Origin of the sequence: Roseovarius sp. E0-M6 (genome assembly GCF_037083845.1) — a bacterium.
Lineage (GTDB): Bacteria > Pseudomonadota > Alphaproteobacteria > Rhodobacterales > Rhodobacteraceae > Roseovarius.
Genome location: NZ_JBAPLA010000002.1, coordinates 325,299 through 344,912 on the forward strand (window position 1 = coordinate 325,299; position 19,614 = coordinate 344,912).

The 19,614-nt window shown below is 59.9% G+C and carries 14 protein-coding genes; 8 read left to right on the forward strand and 6 right to left on the reverse strand.

Features of this window, described 5'->3' with window-relative positions; translation table 11 throughout:
* Positions 1-60 precede the first annotated feature (60 nt).
* The 3 genes from pbpC to V8359_RS07985 are packed head-to-tail and all read right to left on the reverse strand — an operon-like array spanning position 61 to position 8,091.
* Entirely contained in the window at positions 61-2,106 is a 2,046-nt protein-coding gene (gene pbpC, locus V8359_RS07975) for a penicillin-binding protein 1C (protein ID WP_336428236.1), read from the reverse strand.
* A complete protein-coding gene (locus V8359_RS07980; RefSeq protein WP_336428237.1) occupies positions 2,096-2,665 on the reverse strand; it encodes a putative glycolipid-binding domain-containing protein in 570 nt (189 codons plus the stop codon). The genes pbpC and V8359_RS07980 overlap by 11 nt, the downstream gene beginning before the upstream one ends.
* Positions 2,662-8,091 (reverse strand): alpha-2-macroglobulin family protein, encoded by a 5,430-nt coding sequence (locus tag V8359_RS07985; protein ID WP_336428238.1) that lies wholly within the window; start codon positions 8,089-8,091, stop codon positions 2,662-2,664. The genes V8359_RS07980 and V8359_RS07985 overlap by 4 nt, the downstream gene beginning before the upstream one ends.
* Before the next feature lie 185 nt (positions 8,092-8,276).
* On the opposite strand from V8359_RS07985, the gene V8359_RS07990 reads away from it, so the two are divergent.
* The gene (locus V8359_RS07990; RefSeq protein ID WP_336428613.1) at positions 8,277-10,619 is read left to right on the forward strand and encodes a response regulator; all 2,343 of its coding nucleotides are present in this window, start codon (positions 8,277-8,279) and stop codon (positions 10,617-10,619) included.
* A 21-nt stretch (positions 10,620-10,640) separates the two neighbouring features.
* On the opposite strand, the gene yaaA is transcribed toward V8359_RS07990, so the two are convergent.
* The 3 genes from yaaA to V8359_RS08005 form a co-directional block, all read right to left on the reverse strand.
* On the reverse strand, positions 10,641-11,396 hold the full coding sequence (gene yaaA, locus V8359_RS07995) for a peroxide stress protein YaaA (RefSeq protein WP_336428239.1): 756 nt from the start codon (positions 11,394-11,396) through the stop codon (positions 10,641-10,643).
* 29 nt (positions 11,397-11,425) lie between these two features.
* Entirely contained in the window at positions 11,426-13,465 is a 2,040-nt protein-coding gene (gene recQ / locus V8359_RS08000; RefSeq protein WP_336428240.1) for a DNA helicase RecQ, read from the reverse strand.
* Positions 13,466-13,544: 79 nt separating this feature from the next.
* Complete coding sequence (locus V8359_RS08005; RefSeq protein WP_336428241.1) at positions 13,545-13,832, reverse strand: YggT family protein; 288 nt, start codon at positions 13,830-13,832, stop codon at positions 13,545-13,547.
* 125 nt (positions 13,833-13,957) lie between these two features.
* Between V8359_RS08005 and V8359_RS08010 the strand changes: the two genes are divergently transcribed.
* The 7 genes from V8359_RS08010 (at position 13,958) to lptC (ending at position 19,577) form a co-directional block, all read left to right on the forward strand.
* Complete coding sequence (locus V8359_RS08010) at positions 13,958-14,494, forward strand: acyl-CoA thioesterase (RefSeq protein ID WP_336428242.1); 537 nt, start codon at positions 13,958-13,960, stop codon at positions 14,492-14,494.
* A gap of 66 nt (positions 14,495-14,560) precedes the next feature.
* Complete coding sequence (locus V8359_RS08015) at positions 14,561-15,928, forward strand: MFS transporter (RefSeq protein ID WP_336428243.1); 1,368 nt, start codon at positions 14,561-14,563, stop codon at positions 15,926-15,928.
* The gene (gene mepA / locus V8359_RS08020; RefSeq protein ID WP_336428244.1) at positions 15,925-16,818 is read left to right on the forward strand and encodes a penicillin-insensitive murein endopeptidase; all 894 of its coding nucleotides are present in this window, start codon (positions 15,925-15,927) and stop codon (positions 16,816-16,818) included. The genes V8359_RS08015 and mepA overlap by 4 nt, the downstream gene beginning before the upstream one ends.
* A gap of 135 nt (positions 16,819-16,953) precedes the next feature.
* The gene (locus V8359_RS08025) at positions 16,954-17,583 is read left to right on the forward strand and encodes a queuosine precursor transporter (RefSeq protein ID WP_336428245.1); all 630 of its coding nucleotides are present in this window, start codon (positions 16,954-16,956) and stop codon (positions 17,581-17,583) included.
* Positions 17,584-17,847: 264 nt separating this feature from the next.
* On the forward strand, positions 17,848-18,270 hold the full coding sequence (gene arfB, locus V8359_RS08030; protein ID WP_336428246.1) for an alternative ribosome rescue aminoacyl-tRNA hydrolase ArfB: 423 nt from the start codon (positions 17,848-17,850) through the stop codon (positions 18,268-18,270).
* Between the two features lie 82 nt (positions 18,271-18,352).
* Entirely contained in the window at positions 18,353-18,964 is a 612-nt protein-coding gene (locus tag V8359_RS08035; protein ID WP_336428247.1) for a ribonuclease D, read from the forward strand.
* Complete coding sequence (gene lptC / locus V8359_RS08040) at positions 18,954-19,577, forward strand: LPS export ABC transporter periplasmic protein LptC (protein ID WP_336428248.1); 624 nt, start codon at positions 18,954-18,956, stop codon at positions 19,575-19,577. The genes V8359_RS08035 and lptC overlap by 11 nt, the downstream gene beginning before the upstream one ends.
* Positions 19,578-19,614: the final 37 nt, after the last annotated feature.

Genomic DNA, 19,614 nt, shown 5'->3' on the forward strand with positions numbered 1-19,614 from the left:
GTAATGGCGGCTTTGGGCATTTCGCCTTCCGCTGATGTCTCAGGCTAAAGGCGAAATCCTTTAATCCAGACGAACGGAGACGCGGGCCGCGCGGCCTTTGGCGTCGATCACCGAGACTTGGGAGAACCCCGTAGAGATGCCCGGAAGATCGGCTTCGCGCCGACGCACGCCGGTGAGAATGGGCACACCATTGGCCAGCCACGTAAACGGCGGTTTGCCATCGCGCACCTTGACCGGAAGAGCCGCCGCGCCGATTTCGAGCCGCGCACCGTCAGGTGGAAAGATGAGCTTGGGTGCATCCGAAGCAGGCTCAAAAGCAGCGTTGCGGCCTTTGAAACGGCGTAACGGCAGAGGCAACTCCGCCGTCGAAACCATAAGAGTTTCAGGTGGCGGCGGTGGCAAAGGGGCGGCCTCGGTGCGTAACCTTTGAAACGCTTCGAAAAGAATGGGCGCCGCAAGGTCACCACCAAAAGCCCCCGGTACGGGCGTTCCATCGGGCCGTCCGATCCAGACGCCGGCCACATGCCGCCCGTCAAAGCCAAGCGCCCATGCGTCGCGATGCCCATATGATGTCCCGGTCTTGTAGGCGAGCGCGCCGCGCGGAGCGCCGGCTGGCGGCGCAAGGCCGGAAAGAATGTCCGACACCTGCCACGCAGACGCACGGCTGATCATTCTACGCCTTGGCGCGGCGGGCTCTTGGTCATGCCAGCGCAGCGGTCTTGCCACTCCGCCCTGAGCCAGTGTCGCGTAAAGCTGTGTCATGTCGGTGAGTGTGACGCCGACGCCGCCCAAGGCCACGGCGAGACCGGCCTGATCCCCCGGAAGGTTGGGCGAGAGGCCCGCGCGGCGCATCGCCTCCATAAGATGGGCGGGTCCGATTTCATCAAGCAAGAGCACGACGGGAATGTTGAGAGACTGACGGAGTGCGTCGGTCACTGTCAGTTCGCCACGGAAAGAGCCGTCGAAATTCTGTGGCGCATAGCCACCAAAAGCCACGGGTCGATCATTGATCAGGGTTTGTGGATGCGCCAACCCCCGGTCAAACGCCAAGGCGTAGACCACGGGTTTGAGTGTCGAACCGGGGGAGCGCAATGCATTGGTCATGTCCACGAAGCCCTGACGCCCATTGCGAGCCGCGTAGCCCGGAGACCCGACCGAAGCCAGAATTTCGCCCGTATGATGATCCGCGAGAACGATTGCCACGGAAACCGCATCCGGCAGACCGCGCGTCGCGTCACTTGCCAGATGCTCAAGCTTAGCCTGAAGTTCAGCGTTCAGAGTTAGGTGGTGAATCGCTTGGGCCGGGTTAAGGGCGCGTGCGCGGTCCGAAAGATGCGGGGCCAGTGCGGGAAAGCTCCGTCGCGAATGCGGCACCGGATCAAACCGAGCGGCGAGAGCGTCTTCTTTTTCGAGCGCATCTGTGCGCCCGACACGGGCAAGCACACGGTTGCGGGCATCGCGAGCCGTTTCGGAATTCCGATCGGGGCGGCGCGCGACAGGCGATTGCGGTAGCGCCACAAGAAGGGCGGATTCCGCAGGGGTCAGGCGGGTAGGCTCTTTGCCGAACCAAGCCAGCGTGGCGGCGCGAACCCCTTCGATATTGCCGCCATAGGGCGCGTGGGTGAGATAGAGTTCGAGAATCTGGCTTTTGGTCAACCTGCGTTCGAGCGCAAGGGCAACGCGCATCTGCCGCAGCTTGCTTTTGAGTCGTCCGGTGCCGCTTTCTTCGAGCAGGCGGGCCACCTGCATTGTCAGTGTGGACCCGCCCGAGACCACTTCGCCGTTCCAAGCTGCTTGTGCCAGCGCGCGTATCATGGCGCGATAGTCGACACCGTTGTGGCGGTAAAAGCGTTTATCTTCGAAGGTGATGAGCATGTCGAGGAACGTGGAGTCGACCTGTGCGGGTGTGACCGCGAGCCGCCAGCGACCGTCTGCCACGGTATAGACGCGCAGAAGCTTACCGTCTCGGTCGCGAACTTCGGTCGACGTGTCCGGCACAAGCGGGGGGAGTTCCGTGCGGGCGACCCAATCGTCGCCCACATCGCGGCCAAGCGCCAACGCGAAGAGGCAGAAAACCGCGAGAATACAAAGTCGGTCAGCCCGCATTTCGCACCTCGCCCTCCCAGAAACCGGGGTAGTGGGTGACAAATCCGCTGTCATCGACAGTCAAATCAGCCGCGAACCCGTCAGAGCGATAGGATACTGTGCGGGACTCGCGGCGTGTATAGGTCTGATCCAGCCGTTCGAGCCGCGCCGAAGGCCAGTGGAACCACGCCGCCGAGACATGCGTGTCCATACCCGGTGCGGGATCAAGTCGGCGCAGCGGGAGAAGATTGGTGGCGGGAGAGAAGCCCAGATCGACATCCTGACAGTCCGATAACCCCGGACAAATTTCGTCGTTCATGTGCCAATCTCCACGGGTGTCCCGACTGATGTGCCACCCGACGGTTTCGCCGCCCAGCAAGCCAGAGATGTCGGCGCTGGTCGTGACCCAACCCTTATCGCATCGAACCACATAGTCGAGCGCGGCGGGGCAATGTGTGTCGCTGAAGCGGGCATGCCCCATCAACATCCAGCCAGACGACCCATAGACGAGCCGGCAGGTTTCATCCCCCGCACAATCGAGGCGTCGCCACTCGGCGAAGGCGACCTCGACCGGTTTCACTTCGCGCTCACTTGCATGGAGCCAGTGTCAGTATGCGCGCGATATTGCGGACGATACATGTCCTCCACGGTTGCCGCCGGATGATGATAGCGCCCCGGAGAGACTGCGCGCACTACATAGGCGATGCGAAACGCATCGTCCTTGCGCCAGTTGACCGCCGCGATGAAGCGATCGGACCTGAACTCGGTGGACTCGGCGGGAACCGTCTTGAGCCAATCGAGCGCCCGCACATCACCCGACCGCAGGAGGCTGGGATTGTCGATCTCAAGGCCGGCCGGAAGCGGATCATCAATGATGAGGCGTGCTTCGCTTTCGCCTGAAGGGCGAACCGTAAGCACCGAAACAAGCCGGGTTCCGCTTGTGACATTATCGAGGGACACGGGCTGCCCGTCGAGATCGTAATAGGCGCGTTCGATCGTGTAGCCATATCCGCCAGCGGGCTCAGGCACCTCGGGAACACCCATGGTGGTCATGGTGATATCGCTGTCGCGGGTGCCGGTATTGCTGATGGTTTGGGGCGACATGGCGCTCTCTTCCACCTTGGTGACGAGCGCGCCAGAGACGGCGTCGCCATTGAGGGTAAGATCGGCGCTACCGGGATTGTCGATCAACGCGTGAGTTGCGAGCAAAGTCCAGGATTTTTCCTGCGTGGACATGTGCGGGCCTTGCTTGCCGAGACTGTCGGTCAATGCCGCAGAGCCGGCCACGGTGCTGCCGGCCTCGACGATGAGGGCCACAACACCGGCCTTGTCCCGATACCGCGTGCCGTAATCTGCACGCCACACCTGACCTTCTGAGCCTGTTGGTTCGGCCATCTTGGCGAGGGCATGCCGGAACATCCGGTCTGCGCGGGTCTGATCGCCGTAGGATGCCAGCGCCGCACCAAGCTGTGCCATGGCAAGAGGTGTGGCGAAATCATCGGCTTTCACATCCGCATAGTAGCGAAGGTCGCCCATCTTGGCCGCGCCTTCGCGGGCCAGCACCATGAGCGCATAGGCGAGATCTTCGCCCCCTTCATCGAAGTCGGGGGCATAGTTTACGCGGTTGCGAAGGTTATCCATGGCCATCGAAAACGCGCGGTCCGGCACCTCGTGGCCTTCTGCGCGGGCGCGGCTCAGGAAATCGGCCACGTAGGCGTCGAGCCAGAAATCGCCGGACCCCGCTCTCCAGAGCCCGAAGGCACCGTTCGACGACTGCCGGGTCAGGATGCGATCTACGGCCTGATCAATGCGCTTCTCGATTTCGTCGGCGTTACCAAGGCCGAGGGCCGTTGCAACCTGATTAAAGTAGAGAAGGGGCATTGCCTTTGACGTCACCTGTTCGGTGCAGCCATAGGGATATCGGTCAAGTGCCTGAAGCAGCGTCGGTGCGTCAAGTTTCGCGAGCGGACCGGCCGATAGCACAGCCTCGCCGGTGCCCGGACGGAAGCCGGAAAACACCGACGCATCAAGTGTGAACGTATCGCCACCAGCCAGCGAAAAGCGTCTCGTCTTTGAGACAGCCGGATCGTTGGAGCGCACCGGCAGGGTGAGCATCTTAGTCAGTTGTTTGCCATCCGGTGTGGTAAGCGCGATGCGGATACTGTGGTCGCCCACCTCTCCGGCTGTGACGGGTACGGAGAATGTTGCCTTCTCCTGTTTCCCGAGTTCGACACCCGAGGGTGTATTGCCACCCAGCATCACGCCCTTTGCCGACATGTCGAGACCCATGCGCCCTGTGGGGCCGTCTGCATGGACGATTTCCAACAACATCCGGCTTGTGTCGCCGGGCGCGAGAAAGCGCGGAAGCGATGCGGTGACCACCACGGGGTCGCGCACGATCACATCTGTGTTCGCCTCGCCAACAGAGCTGGAGGACCATGCGATCGCCATCAGGCGCACGGTGCCGTTGAAATCAGGAATATCAAAGCTCGCCTCGGCCTTGCCGTCCGGTCCGACCGCGATGGGCCCGGTGAAATAGGTCACGAGCTCTTCGGTCGGTGGAGGCGATTCAAGGCTTCTGCCGCCGTCCTCGCCACCGCCGGAGCGCACCTGGCCCGGCGCGCCGTTCATGCCGTCGATCAGCCGTCCGTAGATATCGCGCATCTCAACGCCAAGGCGGCGTTGGCCGAAATAGTGGCCGGAGGGGTCGGGCGCGTCGAAGCCTGTAAGGTTGAGAATGCCGACATCTACCGCAGCCAAGGTGACGAAACCGGTTTCGCCTTCGGAGAGGCCATTAACCTGAACGCTCGCCTCAAGGGGGCCACGCGGCCTTGTCATATCGGGGGCGTCGATCGACACGGACAGCTTCTGTTCGCCGGGGTCAATCTTGGCATAGCTGAGCCCGAGTGCGCGCGCGGGATTTTGATCCGCCGCGACGTTCATTGGGCGGATGACCTGTGCGGTGACATAAGCGCCGGCACCCCAGTCATCCGTCACGGTAAGTGGCACGGTGTTTTCGCCCTCGCTTACGTCGACGGCTTGCATATCTATGACACGGTTCGACATCACGGTGATGAGCGCGGTGCCCGCGTATCGCGGCACGATCCGAAGTTGCGCCGTTTCGCCCGGTGCATACTGATCGCGGTCGAGCGACAGTTCGAGCGTGTCGGGCGTTTGCGACGTATCGGCAGGAGCATACCAGCCCGCATAGAAATCGTGCGATGCCGCGACGTAGTCACCCGAAGTGCTTTCGACGACAAGTTCGTAACGGCCCCATTCGACAGGCGCCGACACGGTCAGCGGATCACTGCCCGTCTGCCCTTCGCCAGTGGCGATGCGGGTGCGGGTCGTGATCGGTTCCCAGTTCCAGTTGCCGTATTGTTGATACCACTGATAGCGCGTTTTGACGCGATTCAGGGTCCATTTTACCGGTATTTCCTGTTTTTCGAGCATAGCACCGACGGCAATGATATCGAGTTCCGCGTCGCTGTTTTCGGCAACGACATCGTCGAAACCGGGCTTGATCCCGATCATCGTCGCGGAAGGAGCAAGCATCCGGGTCATGCGCCGCTCAACCGGGCGGCCCGAGCCTTCTTGGACCCGCAGAGTGAAGGTGGCCTCGTAGGGGCGATCTGTCACTTCGGATTCCGGGAGTTCGACATCTGTCACGAGGCGGCCCTGTGAATCGGTCGGGCCATCTTCGATATAGGCCGAAACAGGATATGTGCTGGCGTCATGGCGGCCAAAGACATAGCCGGGAAACTGTTCAAGGCGGCGCTTGGCTGAGATCCTGACCGAGCCATTTGCATCGAGACCGGCACCGGGCGCACCAAAGAGATACCGGGCGTCGATCGTGAGCGGAACGGTCTGGCCCGGGCGCAAGGGCGTCTCGGGCAGCGACATGTCAAAATCAATGCGCTCGGGTAGAAAATCCTCGACCAGAACGGTTTTGGTCACAAGTGGCTCGGCATCGACATCGGCCTTGATATCAAGCCGCCATGTGCCGCGGGGTGCGGTGCTGGCTACTGGCATATCAAAGACGTGGCCGCCTGCTGTATCCTCGGTCGAGAGGTGGCGAGAGTATTCCACGCCATCGGGCCGGGTCAGAATGGCGGTGAGCGGCACACCGGGGATCGCCTTGGCCACCCCGTCACGTGCAAGGGCGGTCGCATGAATCACGTCGCCAGCCCGGTAAGCCCCACGATCCGTGGCAAGAAAGACGTCGATGGCAGGTGCCGGAGCGCGCCCTTCGACGCCGCGATCCGACAGGTCAAAGGCCGGATCAGTAAGCGAGAGAAACGCGAAATCCTGTTCCCCCTTGCGAGCCAGCACCATTGCGGGTGCGGATCCGCCCGTGCCCCGTGTCAGCCCCGGTTCAAAAAGGGCATGCCCGCGCGCGTCCGTCGCGACCGTGCCAAGCTCGCGGTTTGAGCGCGACAGAAGCGTGAGTTCGATGTCTCCCAGTGCCTCTGCATCAGCAAGACTGCGGGCGAATACGTGTAGCCCGTCCGTACCCTTGAGAGTGGTCAGCCCGAGATCGGTCAGGACGAACCACTGTGTCGCGCCGGGATCGTCATAGAGCGGCACGCCATCCATGCGCGCACGAAGGGTATAGATTCCGGGCTCCATGTCCGCCAGCACCTCACCCATGGGCAGGCGCGTGGTCATGTTTTGGTTCAGCTCGTTCTGAACATCGCCCGTTCCGGTCCAGACCTCCTCGGCGATTTCCTTGTTGAAGTCCTTGATGTCGTATTCCGAGAGCGGGCGACCGAAGAAATCCTCCTGAATGGCGCGGAGAAGGTTGCGGTCCGAGACGCGGTTGAGCTTGAGCTCGACCGAGTCGAGATTGACAGTTTCGATAGGCAGGGCCGCATCGGCGGCACGGGGCAGGATGTAGGCCCGACCCGGGAAAGCAACCCGTGGCGAGCGGTCGCGCACGTAAAGCGAGATGTCCACGTCCTTGATGAGCTTTTCGCCGCTGGCTGCGGGCATTCCCTCGCGAAAGGTGATTGTATAGCGTTCACCATGCTGAACCCCGTCGATGCAGAGCTGGCTTTCATCTGCTTGCACGACAAGACCGGGATCAGGCAGGCGTACATAGGGTGTGTAATCGACACCGCTTTCCACCAGAGGTTCGGAAAACTCGGCGCAGATGCGCGGAGCGGCGCTTTCGTTGTCGGCCCGATGTTCGACTATACGAAAGCCGTATTTCGCAATGGCCTTGTCCAGACTGTCGATGACGTCTTCGCGAGGCTGAATATCCTCGGCAAGACGCAGGGCGCGCACCATGTCACGCCCGCGACCGTCACGTTCCAAGGCGTTGGCCATGACAACAAGCGCGCTGACCCGGGCCGGATCATTGAGTGCGCGCAGATAGGCATTGATCGAGGCATTGAACGCGCGATGGGTATTTTTCCTTTTCTCGCTGCTGTTGTCATGGTCAAGAGCCAGCGAAAGCCGGGCGTATTCACTCCATTGATCCGAGGCGTCCGTGAGCGAGACCGCCGCCCCCATCCAGCGCATGGCATTGAGCGTGTCACCCTGAGCGGCGCGGTCACGAGACGCCTGAAGCAACTGTTCAGCGGTCCAGTCGGCAGCGGGGTGAACGCTTCCTATGCGAATGGCAAGATCGTGGGCCCGGTCGAACGCATAGTTGGAGACGAAGGAAAGATCGGACTGTCGCGCATCCGCGATTGCGAGAATGTCGCGATCGGTAGCGAGGGCTCTTGCGGAATAGGCCCCCTCGAACGGCACACGGTCACTGATGTCGGATTTCGGGAAGCAAGCCTTGGATTTGGTATTGAAGGTGAAGGCCACGCAATCGGGGTTATTGAAACAGGCAAGGCGGCAATCGGCATACGAGGTGTCGAAGATGGATTGCAGGTCCGCCCCGTAGAAATCCATGTTGGGCACCACCACAAAGCGCCGGTCGGGCACAGCATTTTCTGCAGTGGCCTGAGCCGCGATGAGAACGAAAAGAATTGCTGAAATAAGACGGCCGAGCATGGCACCCTCCCGGAAAATTCATGGAACACAGGTATGGTGACATGTGGGCTTCGACCTGTCCATGATTCCAGACCAACTCAAAATTAGTAGCTTTTGAAGACCGATACCCTTTGGGTGTTGAAAACGATTTCTTCACCATAATCGTGGATTGTGGCGTGAAACATGCAACGCCTTCGGAGGACGGCATGAGCCTTGCCAACAAGCTGGCCGAGGAACGCCGTGGGCGATTGGCGGCGGAGCGGCTTCTTGAACAAAAGCAGGCGGAGCTTCATGCCGCCAACCGGAAGCTGGGCAAGCATGCGCGCGCACTCTCGGACGAGATTGTCGAGACGCGCGCGAAGGTGCGCGATGTCGAGGACGAGAATCAGCGTGTCAAAACCGAGCTCACGGTTGCCAACGAGAAGGTCGAGGTAGCAGAGCGGCGGCTCTGGCATTCCATTGAAACGATTCAGGACGGCTTTGCCTTTTTTGATGCGGATGGGCGCATGATCGCGGCAAATCACGCCTATCTGTCTGTTTTCGAGGGGCTTGAGGCGGTGCGGCCCGGCATCAGCTATGTCGAGATCCTTCAGTTCGCCACAGAAGAGGGACTCGTGGACATCGGCGACCAAGCACCGGCGGCCTGGCGTGAAGATATGCTTGACCGGTGGCAAAGCGAGGATCAGGTTCCATGGGTCATCAAGCTTTGGAGCGGGCATTCCATCAAGCTTATCGATCAGCGCGGGCATGGTGGAGATGTGGTGAGCCTCGCGCTCGATATCACCGACACGGTGCGCTATGAGGAGCGGCTTCGCGATGCCAAGCACAAGGCGGAGGCCGCCAATCGCGCCAAGTCTTCATTCCTCGCCAATATGAGCCATGAAATCCGCACGCCGATGAACGGCGTGGTAGGGATGGCCGATCTGCTCAGGGATACCGACCTTGACGAGGAACAGGCGCTATATGCAACGACCATCAAGAACTCGGGCGAGGCGCTTCTCGTTATCATCAACGACGTTCTGGACTACTCCAAGATCGAAGCGGAGAAGCTTGTCCTGACCCCCGAGGTTTTCGATCTCGAGCGATGTCTGCACGAGATCATCATGCTTATGCAGCCGAAGGCGCGAGATCAGGGGATTGAAATCCTTCTGGATTACGACCTGTTCCTACCAACGCTTCTGATCGGAGATTGTGGCCGTTTGCGGCAGGTTCTGACCAACCTGATCGGCAACGCGGTCAAGTTCACGATGGAGGGGCATGTCCTGATCCGGGTCGTCGGCATTACCGAAGAGGATGGCAATCTGCGTCTGCGTATCATGGTTGAAGATACCGGCATCGGCATACCGGCGAACAAGGTGACTCATGTATTTGGAGAGTTCAATCAGATCGACGATGAACGTAACCGGCGCTTTGAGGGAACGGGGCTCGGGCTTGCCATCTCGCAAAAGCTTATCCGGCTTATGGATGGGGAAATCTGGTGCGAGTCAGAGGAAGGTCGCGGCTCGGTCTTTGGTTTCGCGGTCACATTACCGGTGGCCGAAATGTCCGATCCCGAGCCCTGTTTGCTTGGACCGGATATGTGCCGGGCGTTGGTCGTGGACCCTCAGGCCGCCAATCGCCTGATCCTTGAGCGGCAACTGTCTCAACTCGGGCTTGAGGTGCGGGGATGTGCGACCGGTCAAGAGGCATTGAAGCATGCGCGCGCTGGTGTCGACCTCGTGGTTGCCGATCATGAGATGGCGGGGATGGACGGGTTCGAGCTTGCCGAAGCGATGGCCGAAACGGGTCTGGATGCCCCCGTGATCATCTTAAGCCAAACCGCGCGCGCCACAGACAGCGAACCGGCGGGGCGATATGTTCAAAGCGTGCTTCAGAAGCCGGTGCCGAGACGCGCATTGTTTGCCGCGCTGGGCGCGCTTGCCCCGGTTGGGCGCGCGCCTTTCGCGCCATCTGGGCGGGACGGGGAAGGCAAGCTGGAATTCCGGTCGCATGCGACGGCCAATACACCGATCGTGACCGAACCCGCCGAAGTCGCGGTTGATGAAGGGCCGGTGCCCATGTTTCGGGCAAGGCGCGGCGACGAGACCGCACCGAACCAAGACCCTAGACCGAGTGTGCCGAGCGCAGAGGCGGCTGCGCCCCGGCAAATGCGGGTTCTCGCGGCTGAGGACAACAGGACCAACAGGTTGGTCTTGTCCAAGATGCTGAAGGCGCTCGATATAGAGTTGCAATTCGCCGAAAACGGGCTTGAGGCGGTGGAGAAATATCAGAAATTTGACCCGGATATTGTTTTCATGGACATCTCCATGCCCGAAATGGACGGCAAGGAGGCCACCCGAGCCATACGCAAAATCGAACAGGGCACGGGGCGGCATGTGCCCATCGTTGCAATGACCGCGCATGCGATGACTGGCGATGATGAGGAAATTCTCGCGGCAGGTCTGGATCACTATCTCACAAAGCCGCTACGCAAGGCGGCGCTTGCCGAGCGGATCGCAGACGCACAGCCAGAGGGTGTGCGCGCGCCAGCCACAGACAAGTCCGCATGATCTAACCCGCTGTGGCCCGGTTTAACTCGGTCTTACAAAGACAGGCTTGTCCGTGTCCGAAAGATCGAGACGGTATTCATAACCGCCGCTGTCAAAGTCGCTCAGGGCTGCGGGGTCGGTCAGGCGGTTCTGAATGATAAATCGCGCCATGGCGCCGCGCGCACGCTTGGCATAAAAACTGACGACTTTCGGCGTGCCATCCTTGTCCTCCATGAAGACCGGCGTGATGACCCGCAATTTGAGCGCCTTGGGCGAGACCGCCCCGAAATATTCCTGACTGGCACAATTGATCAGGGTGTCGGCGCCGGTTTCGTCGGCTTGGGCATTCAGCGCCTCCGAGAGAGTATCCCCCCAGTAGTCATAAAGGGATTTGCCGCGACGCGTGTTGAGCCGGCTTCCCATTTCGAGGCGATAGGGTTCGATACGATCAAGCGGACGCAAAAGACCGTAGAGACCGGACAGGATACGCAAATGTTCCTGAGCCCAGTTCATTTCATCAGGGTCGAGGGTGCGGGCTTCGAGCCCCTGATAGGTGTCACCAGCAAAGGCGAGGGCCGCCGGCTTGCGTTCCATCTCTCCGAACGACGCGAACCGGTCGACATTGAGCTTGGCGAGGTTTTCACTGATCCCCATCAGCTTTTGAAGCTGAGAGACGTCAAGATCGCCCGCCACGTCCGCCAATTCGCGCGCGTTCTCGGCAAAGGCGGGGTCGGTTCCGGTCACGTCGGTGACCGGGTCCATATCGAGTTTCTTGGCGGGGGAGACAACGACAAGCATATGCGGTTCCTTCTATTGGCTCGCTTGACCTAGTCCGTGTTAGCCAAAACGTCCAGAAAGGCTGGCCCGAAACGCTCGGCCCTGCGCTCGCCCAGGATACGGGTGAGGCTGGCGCTGTCGCGGGGACGGGTCGAGGCGACCTTGGCCAAAAGAGATGTCGAGCATGATAACGGTTTTTCAGTGCCGGTTTCGCCGTGTTTGAGACTGTTTTGCGCATCAAGGAGCCTGTCATAAAGGCTCCCCGACGGCTTTCCGGCAAGCTTGCGCCGTGTGGGATGCACCGTGTCGGTGGCCCCGTTGATGACGGATAGAAATGCATCACCATATTGATCAAGTTTTTTCGCACCAACCCCGGTGATGCCGGCCATCTGATCAAGTGAGCCGGGGCGGCATTCGGCCATTTCGATGAGGGTACGATCGTTGAACACGATATAGGCCGGCACCCCCGCAGTTTCAGCCAGCGCCCGGCGCTTGGCCGTGAGTGCTGAAAGAAGTGGTGCGTCTTCGTCGGAAACCAGTGTCTTGACCGCCGGTCGCGGCGATTTCGAGGCGAGCGTGTCACGCCGAAGGGTTACCGTCGCCTCATCGCGAAGGATTGGGCGTGCGGCTTCGGTCATGCGCAAGGCGCCATGACGCTCAGGATCGGGCCGGACAAGATCGAGCCCCATCATCTGTCGGAAGATGCCCTGCCATTGGCCGCGTGGAAGATCGCGACCGACGCCGAACGTGGGAAGCTGATCATGTCCGCGCGTGCGCACCTTGTCCGTGGTGTTGCCGATAAGGATGTCGATCAGGTGGCCGGCGCCGAAATTTTCGCCCGTCCGTAGGATGGCCGAAAGCCCTTTGCGCACCGGCTGTGTTCCGTCAAAAAGATCGGGTGGCGTGTCGCACAGATCGCAATTGCCGCAGGTGGTGGCGGAATCGCCGAAATAGCGCAGAAGCGTTGCGCGACGGCAGGTATGCGCCTCGGCCAGCCCGAGCAGTGCGTTAAGCCGTGCATGATCGGCCATCCGCCGTTCAGGCGGTGCCAGCCCTTCGTCGATCTGGGCGCGGCGCAGGCGGATGTCATCCGGCCCAAAGAGCGTGAGAGTTTCCGCCGCTGCCCCGTCACGGCCGGCGCGACCGATCTCCTGATAATAGGCTTCGATGGATTTGGGCAGGTCGGCATGCGCGACCCAGCGGATATCCGGCTTGTCCACGCCCATACCGAAGGCGACGGTGGCCACGACGACAAGCCCGTCTTCGGTGTTGAAGCGGTGCTCGACCTGACGCCTGTCATCCGCGTCCATTCCGCCATGATAAGAGACGGCATTATGTCCGCCCTCGCGTAGCGCCTGCGCCAAAGTTTCGGTTTTGGCCCGCGTGCCGCAATACACGATACCGGATTGGCCCTTCCGGGCCGCTGCGAAGGCCATGATTTGACGGCGTGGTCCGTCCTTGGGTGCGAAAGCGAGGTGAATATTCGGCCGGTCAAAGCCGTGAAGGTAGCTGATCGGCGGGTGGCCATCGAACAGCTTTTGCACGATTTCGTCTTGAGTTTCAGCGTCGGCGGTTGCGGTGAAGGCCGCAAGCGGCACGTTCAGAGCGCGCCGCAATTCACCGATGCGAAGGTAGTCAGGCCTGAAATCATGCCCCCATTGCGAGACACAATGCGCCTCGTCCACTGCAATGAGCGACACTCCGATGCGCCGCAACATGCCAAGCGAAGAGCCCGCGGCAAGACGCTCGGGCGCGATATAGAGCAGTTTGAGCCGCTGATCCGAAAGCGCCTGCCAAACGGCCTCGGTCTCTTCTTCGGTGTTGCCCGACGTGAGCGCGCCGGCCTCGACCCCGGCAGCCTTGAGGGCGCGGACCTGATCGCGCATCAGTGCGATGAGCGGAGATATCACGACCGTGACACCGTCACGCATGAGCGCGGGAAGTTGATAGCACAAGGATTTTCCGCCGCCCGTTGGCATGATGGCGAGGACGTTTTGCCCGGTGGTCACCGAGTGAACGATCTCCTCCTGTCCCGGACGGAAGGCATCGAATCCAAACACATCGCGCAATAGCGTGGCAGCGCCGGGCATCGGGGGGATCCTGTCAGATGTTTTTCTGCTCTTAACAGGACTGTTTCACACTAAGATTCGGTAAACAAGGCCCCGACGCTTAGGCAAGGCCGAAGAGCACTGGCAGAATATACAACTGAAGCGAAATCACGATCAGGAAAGCCACAAGCGGCGCAAGATCGAGAGGACGCGTATCCGGAAGAATACGGCGCAGGGGCCCATAGATGGGTTCAAGCAGGCGGTTGAGCCCATCCCAAATCTGCGCCACGATTTGCTGATGGAGGTTGAGCACTTGAAAGCTGATAAGCCAGCTCATGATCACATGGATCAGGATGATCCAGTAGATGACCGAAAGGATCAGTTGCAAAGGTCCGTAAATCGCCAGCATGGAAGTTCCCCGAAATGTCTTGGCCAAGAGGTAAGGCGCTGTAGGCAAAAGCGCAAGCCTGACGCGCGGTCGCGGTTGACCCGCTTTGATATGGTCGTAGGTGCAGTGCGAAAAGGAGACCGCATATGTATCCCGTAATCCGCCTTCTCTGGCAGCTTTTCAAGCACCGCAATGATGCGCGGCTTCCGCTCACCGGCACACATGTTTCGAGCCATTACTGCATGCCTTGGGACATTGATCTCTGGTGGGAGCTTAACAACGGCCGCACGCTCACGATCTTTGATCTGGGGCGCATTCCGCTGGCCATGCGGACGGGGCTTGTTGGGGTGCTGCGCAAGAAACGATGGGGCCTGACGATCGCGGGGGCCATGGTCAGGTATCGGCGGCGCGTTCGGATGTTCGACAAGGTCGAAATCAGAAGCCGCGCGGTGTGTTGGGACGATCGCTTTATCTATATCGAACAGTCGATGTGGAAGCGGAACGGCGAATGTTCGAGCCACGTCGTGTATCGGAGTGCAATCACAGGCAAAGACGGGATCGTCCCGCCCGACGACGTGTTGATCGCATTGGAGCACGACAGAAAAAGCCCTGAGATGCCTGCTTGGATTCGGGCGTGGGTCGATGCCGAAGAGCACCGGCCATGGCCGCCCATGCAGGACTGAGTTCAAGAATGACTTGCTCCGGCGCGCAAGGCCCTGTCATATCGCAGCAAGTGGCGGGGGACAGTTATGGGCGATGTATCGCAGAGGAAGCGTATTTGGGGCTGGTATTTCTTTGACTGGGCGAGTCAACCGTATCACACGCTTCTTGTAACCTTCGTTTTTGGCCCGTTTTTCGCCAGTATCGCCACGGCCTTTTTTATGGACCAGGGCCTGAACGAAACCGCCGCGGATGCGCAGGCACAGAGCCTTTGGTCCGCGTGTCTCACGATCACCGGGCTGATCATCGGATTTGGCGCCCCGGTGCTGGGTGCGATGGCGGACACGGTGGGCAAGCGCCTGCCATGGATCCTGTTCTTCTCCGCGCTCTACGTTGTTGGCGCGGCGGGAATCTGGTGGACCAACCCGGACGGGTCAAACCTGATGTGGGCGCTTGTCACCTTTGGCGTCGGGTTCATCGGGGCGGAATATGCCCTGATTTTCATCAACTCCCAGCTACCCTCATTGGGAAGCAAGGCAGAGGTTGGCAAGATTTCTGGGTCTGGCTTTGCGTTTGGTTACGCGGGCGGTTTGGTCGCGCTGACGATCATGCTGGTTTTCTTTCTTGAACAGCCGAACGGAAGGACCCTTGTCGGGCTTGAGCCGGCGCTCGGTCTGGATGCCAGCGCGCGCGAGGGAGCGCGTTTCGTCGGGCCGTTTACCGCGATCTGGTTCGCGGTCTTCATGATTCCCTATTTTCTATGGGTGCGCGACCTTGGTCCGGGGCGGCGCGGGCGTGGGTTTGCCGATGCGCTTCGTCTTCTACGGGCCTCCGTATCCAATCTGGGAAACCGCCGCAGCCTGCTGACCTATCTCGGATCGTCCATGCTCTACCGAGATGCGCTTAATGGGCTCTACGGGTTTGGTGGCACCTATGCACTATTGGTGCTGAACTGGGATATCGTGCGTGTCGGGGTGTTCGGCATCATCGGCGCGTTGTCTGCTGCTGCGTTCAGTTGGATCGGGGGGCGTATGGATGGGCGTTTCGGGCCCAAGCCGGTTATCGTCGGGGCCATTGTGGGCCTGACGGTGGTGTGCATCACGATTGTGAGCATGGACCGAGAACAGATTTTCTGGATGCCGATTGACCAGGGTTCGAGCCTGCCGGATCAGGTGTTCCTTGTGTGTGGTGCCCTGATCGGCGGTCTGGGCGGCACACTTCAGGCCGCGAGCCGGTCGTTGATGGTGCGTCACACCGACCCCGATGCGCCAACCGAGAGCTTCGGTCTTTATGGCCTGTCAGGCCGCGCCACGGCGTTTCTCGCACCCGCACTTGTCTGGACCGCAACCGAAATGAGCGGGAGTGCGCGGATCGGCATCTCACCGGTGATCGGACTTTTTCTGATTGGTCTGGTGATGCTATTGTGGGTCAAGGCAGAGGGAGATCAGGACATATGATACGAGTTTTTGCGATCTGTGCCGCGTTGGCACTTGCGGCATGTGGCGAGTCGGGAGCCGATGCACAGGAAATACCGATTTCGATGAATGGCGTAGCCGCAAAGAAACTCTTCGGAGCCAAGACAGGCGGATCGCAACAAAGCCCACGCCCCTACGGCGGCTATGCCAAAGGGTGTCTGGCGGGGGGTGTGCAACTGCCCGAAACGGGGCCAACCTGGCAGGCCATGCGGCTAGGCCGGAACCGCAATTGGGGCCATCCAGAGACGATAGATTTCATCAAAACCCTGTCAGCCAAGGCCGCGCGTCAGCCCGGGTGGAACGGTCTTTATGTCGGCGACATCAGCCAGCCGCGCGGCGGCCCCATGCTCTCGGGGCATCGCAGCCACCAAATGGGTCTGGATGTAGATATCTGGATGCTGCCGCCCAAGAACCTTAACCTGACACGGTCGCAGCGTGAAAACATTTCATCGGTTTCTCTGAGGCGATCCAACGGGGCATTCACGAATAAAAGCTGGTCGCGCGCGCATCATGAGATCATCAAGGCCGCCGCTCAGGATAGCCGCGTGGCGCGGATATTCGTCTTTCCCGGCGCCAAGGTGCGCATGTGCAACGAAGAAAGCGGCGACCGTAGCTGGCTTCGCAAGATCAGGCCTTGGTGGGGGCATCATTATCATTTTCATGTCCGGCTGAAATGCCCGGCGGGTGTGCGCGGGTGCATCAATCAGGATCCGCCGCCACGGGGTGACGGATGCAAAGACGCACAGTCATGGGTGAACAATATCCTCAATCCACCGCCGCCTGATCCGACCGCGCCCAAGCCCAAGCCGCGCCAGGATTTAACGATGGCCAACCTGCCACAACAATGCGTGGGCGTCTTGCAGTCGCCATAGACCAAGGTTTTGCCGCTTGCCGGGCCTAGGACATATCATCGTTTGCCGAGTTGACCTGTGCGCTTCGCGAGACTAGAGCGCAGTTGCCCTGCGCAGGTAGGGCCAAGTCTCCGCAACCTTGGCAAAACGGAACAGATGATGAGACACCTTCCCGGCATTCTTGCCATGGCCGCGATTGTCGTGGCCTCGAATATCCTCGTGCAATTCCTTATTCTGGACGGCCTGCTTACCTGGGGCGCGTTTACGTATCCGCTGGCCTTTCTGGTTACGGACCTCATGAACCGCATCTATGGTGTTGCTGCCGCGCGCCGCGTCGTCTTGGCGGGGTTCATCGTGGGCGTCATCTCAAGCCTTATAGGGTCACAAATCATGCTCGAGCATGGTCCGGCGGTTGCTTTGCGGGTGGCCGTCGCTTCGGCCACCGCTTTTCTTGTGGCGCAACTCATGGACGTGGCGATTTTCGACCGTTTGCGCAGCGGGGCCTGGTGGCGCGCGCCGCTGATTTCGACCATTGCGGGCTCGACAGTTGATAGCGCGCTGTTCTTCACGATCGCCTTTGCACAGAGCCTTGCCGTTTTCGGACCCGAGGCGGATGCCGCGATAAGCTGGGCCTGGGAGTCGTTGCCATTCGTGCTTATCGGGCCGGATGCGCCGCTCTGGGTGACATTGGCGGTGACGGATTGGGGCGTGAAAATCCTTGTTGGTCTGCTCGCGCTGATTCCGTTCCGCCTTATCGTCACAAAGGTTTCGCAGGATATTGTGTAATTTCTTTTGACTTCTGCAAAATCTATGGCAGGCTCCGAGATGTGGATATCAACCAGAAAGGAGGTGCCAATGATTATTGGGAAACAGGAGCAGCTGGTTAAGGTTACGAGCGGGGTATTAGTCTAGGGGGCAGCCCCTCTTGCACTGATCTCGGCTTCGGGTGCCCTTGTTGGCCCTGCTTGCCACCTCCGATTCTCGAGGCGAGCCCCCTATTCGGGGGCTCGTTCCGTTTTCCATGTCTGAATTTACTGGTATGACGTCGTCATGCTTCGGATAAACGAACAAATCGCCATAGAAGATTGGGAGCTGACCGAACAATTTGTCCGGTCAAGTGGGCCCGGTGGCCAGAACGTGAACAAGGTTGCTACAGCCGTTGAACTCAGATTCGAAGCCGAGCGGTCGCCCAATCTGCCTAATCCTGTAAAACGGCGGCTTAAACGTCTGGCGGGTCGGCGTTGGACCGATGCGGGAACGCTTATCATCCAATGCGACGAGACCCGCAGCCAAGCCCGCAATCGGGAAATCGCACGTGACAGACTGTCGGAACTGATCGCCAAGGCGGTGGTGAAACCGAAGAAGCGCATTCCAACGCGTCCGACTTTGGGCTCAAAGAAACGCAGGCTCAAGGCCAAGAAGGTCCGAGGAGAGGTGAAATCACTACGCGGGAAAGTCGATCCCGACACCTGAACCATGCGGATTGCCGCCAATTATTTGTGGTCGGGACGCATGAACCTATATATGCCATGCGCAAACTCGCGGAAGGCCCATCATGACAAACACTCTTTACAAGGGCGATTTGCCCGATGATCTGGATCTTGGGCCTGTGGTGGCCATTGATTGCGAAACGATGGGTCTCAGGCCGCATCGTGACCGCCTTTGCGTGATCCAGATGTCAGGCGGAGACGGGCATGCCCATCTTGTTCAGGTGGCCAAAGGTCAGACAGAGGCGCCGAACCTTGTTCGGATGCTTGAAAACCCAGATGTGCTCAAGCTGTTTCACTTTGGCCGGTTCGACATTGCGGCCATGCTAAATGCTTTCGGCGCGCTGACTGCGCCGGTCTATTGCACAAAAATCGCCAGCAAACTGATACGCACATATACTGATCGGCACGGGCTGAAATATCTGCTTCAGGAACTTCTGGGTGTCGATATCTCGAAGCAGCAGCAAAGCTCGGATTGGGGTGCTGAAACGCTGAGCGATGCGCAGTTGGATTATGCGGCTTCGGACGTTCTTTACCTGCACCGGCTTCGGGATGAGCTTAATGCGCGGCTCTTGCGTGAGGGGCGCATGGAGATGGCTCAGGCCTGTTTCGACTTTCTTCCGATGCGTGCGCGGCTAGATCTGGCCGGCTGGCCGGACGAAGATATCTTTGCCCATTGACCGGACCGTGGGCAGCGACGATTTCCATACGCGCTTCGTGGACTGGCTGAAGGTTATTCTGCCACTTGTAGCACTTGGTCTTCTTTCGACCCTGTTTCTTTTGTCCCGAAAGGTCGACCCCACGTCAAATGTGCCGGTATCACAGGTTGACCTTGAGCAGCGCGCGCAGGATCAGGGTGCCAGCAATCCAAGCTTTTCGGGTGTGGCAAGCGGCGGGGAGCAGATTACATTCCGCGCGGACACCGCGCGCCCAGATCCGAAGAATCCCGAACGCGTCCTCGCCGAGAAGGTGGTTGCCGAGCTTACATTGAACGGCGGGACCGTGATTGACGTCAGGTCCGACCACGGCATTGCTGGCCAAGACCTTATGAATGCGGAACTGCATGGGAATGTCACTGTCACGACGACGTCGGGCTATGACATCCGCACACAACGGCTTACTGCGGATTTCGAGACGCTGAGAGCCGAGAGCCCGGGCCGGGTGACAGGCAAGGGCCCTCCGGGTGACCTTGAGGCTGGTCGCATGGAGCTTATATCCAATGAGGAAACCGGCCAGGCGCATTTGCTGTTCACCGACGGAGTGAAACTGCTATACCAACCGCGGGGAGAGTAAAGAATGACGGGTCTGATCCGGACGATTGTGATCGTTG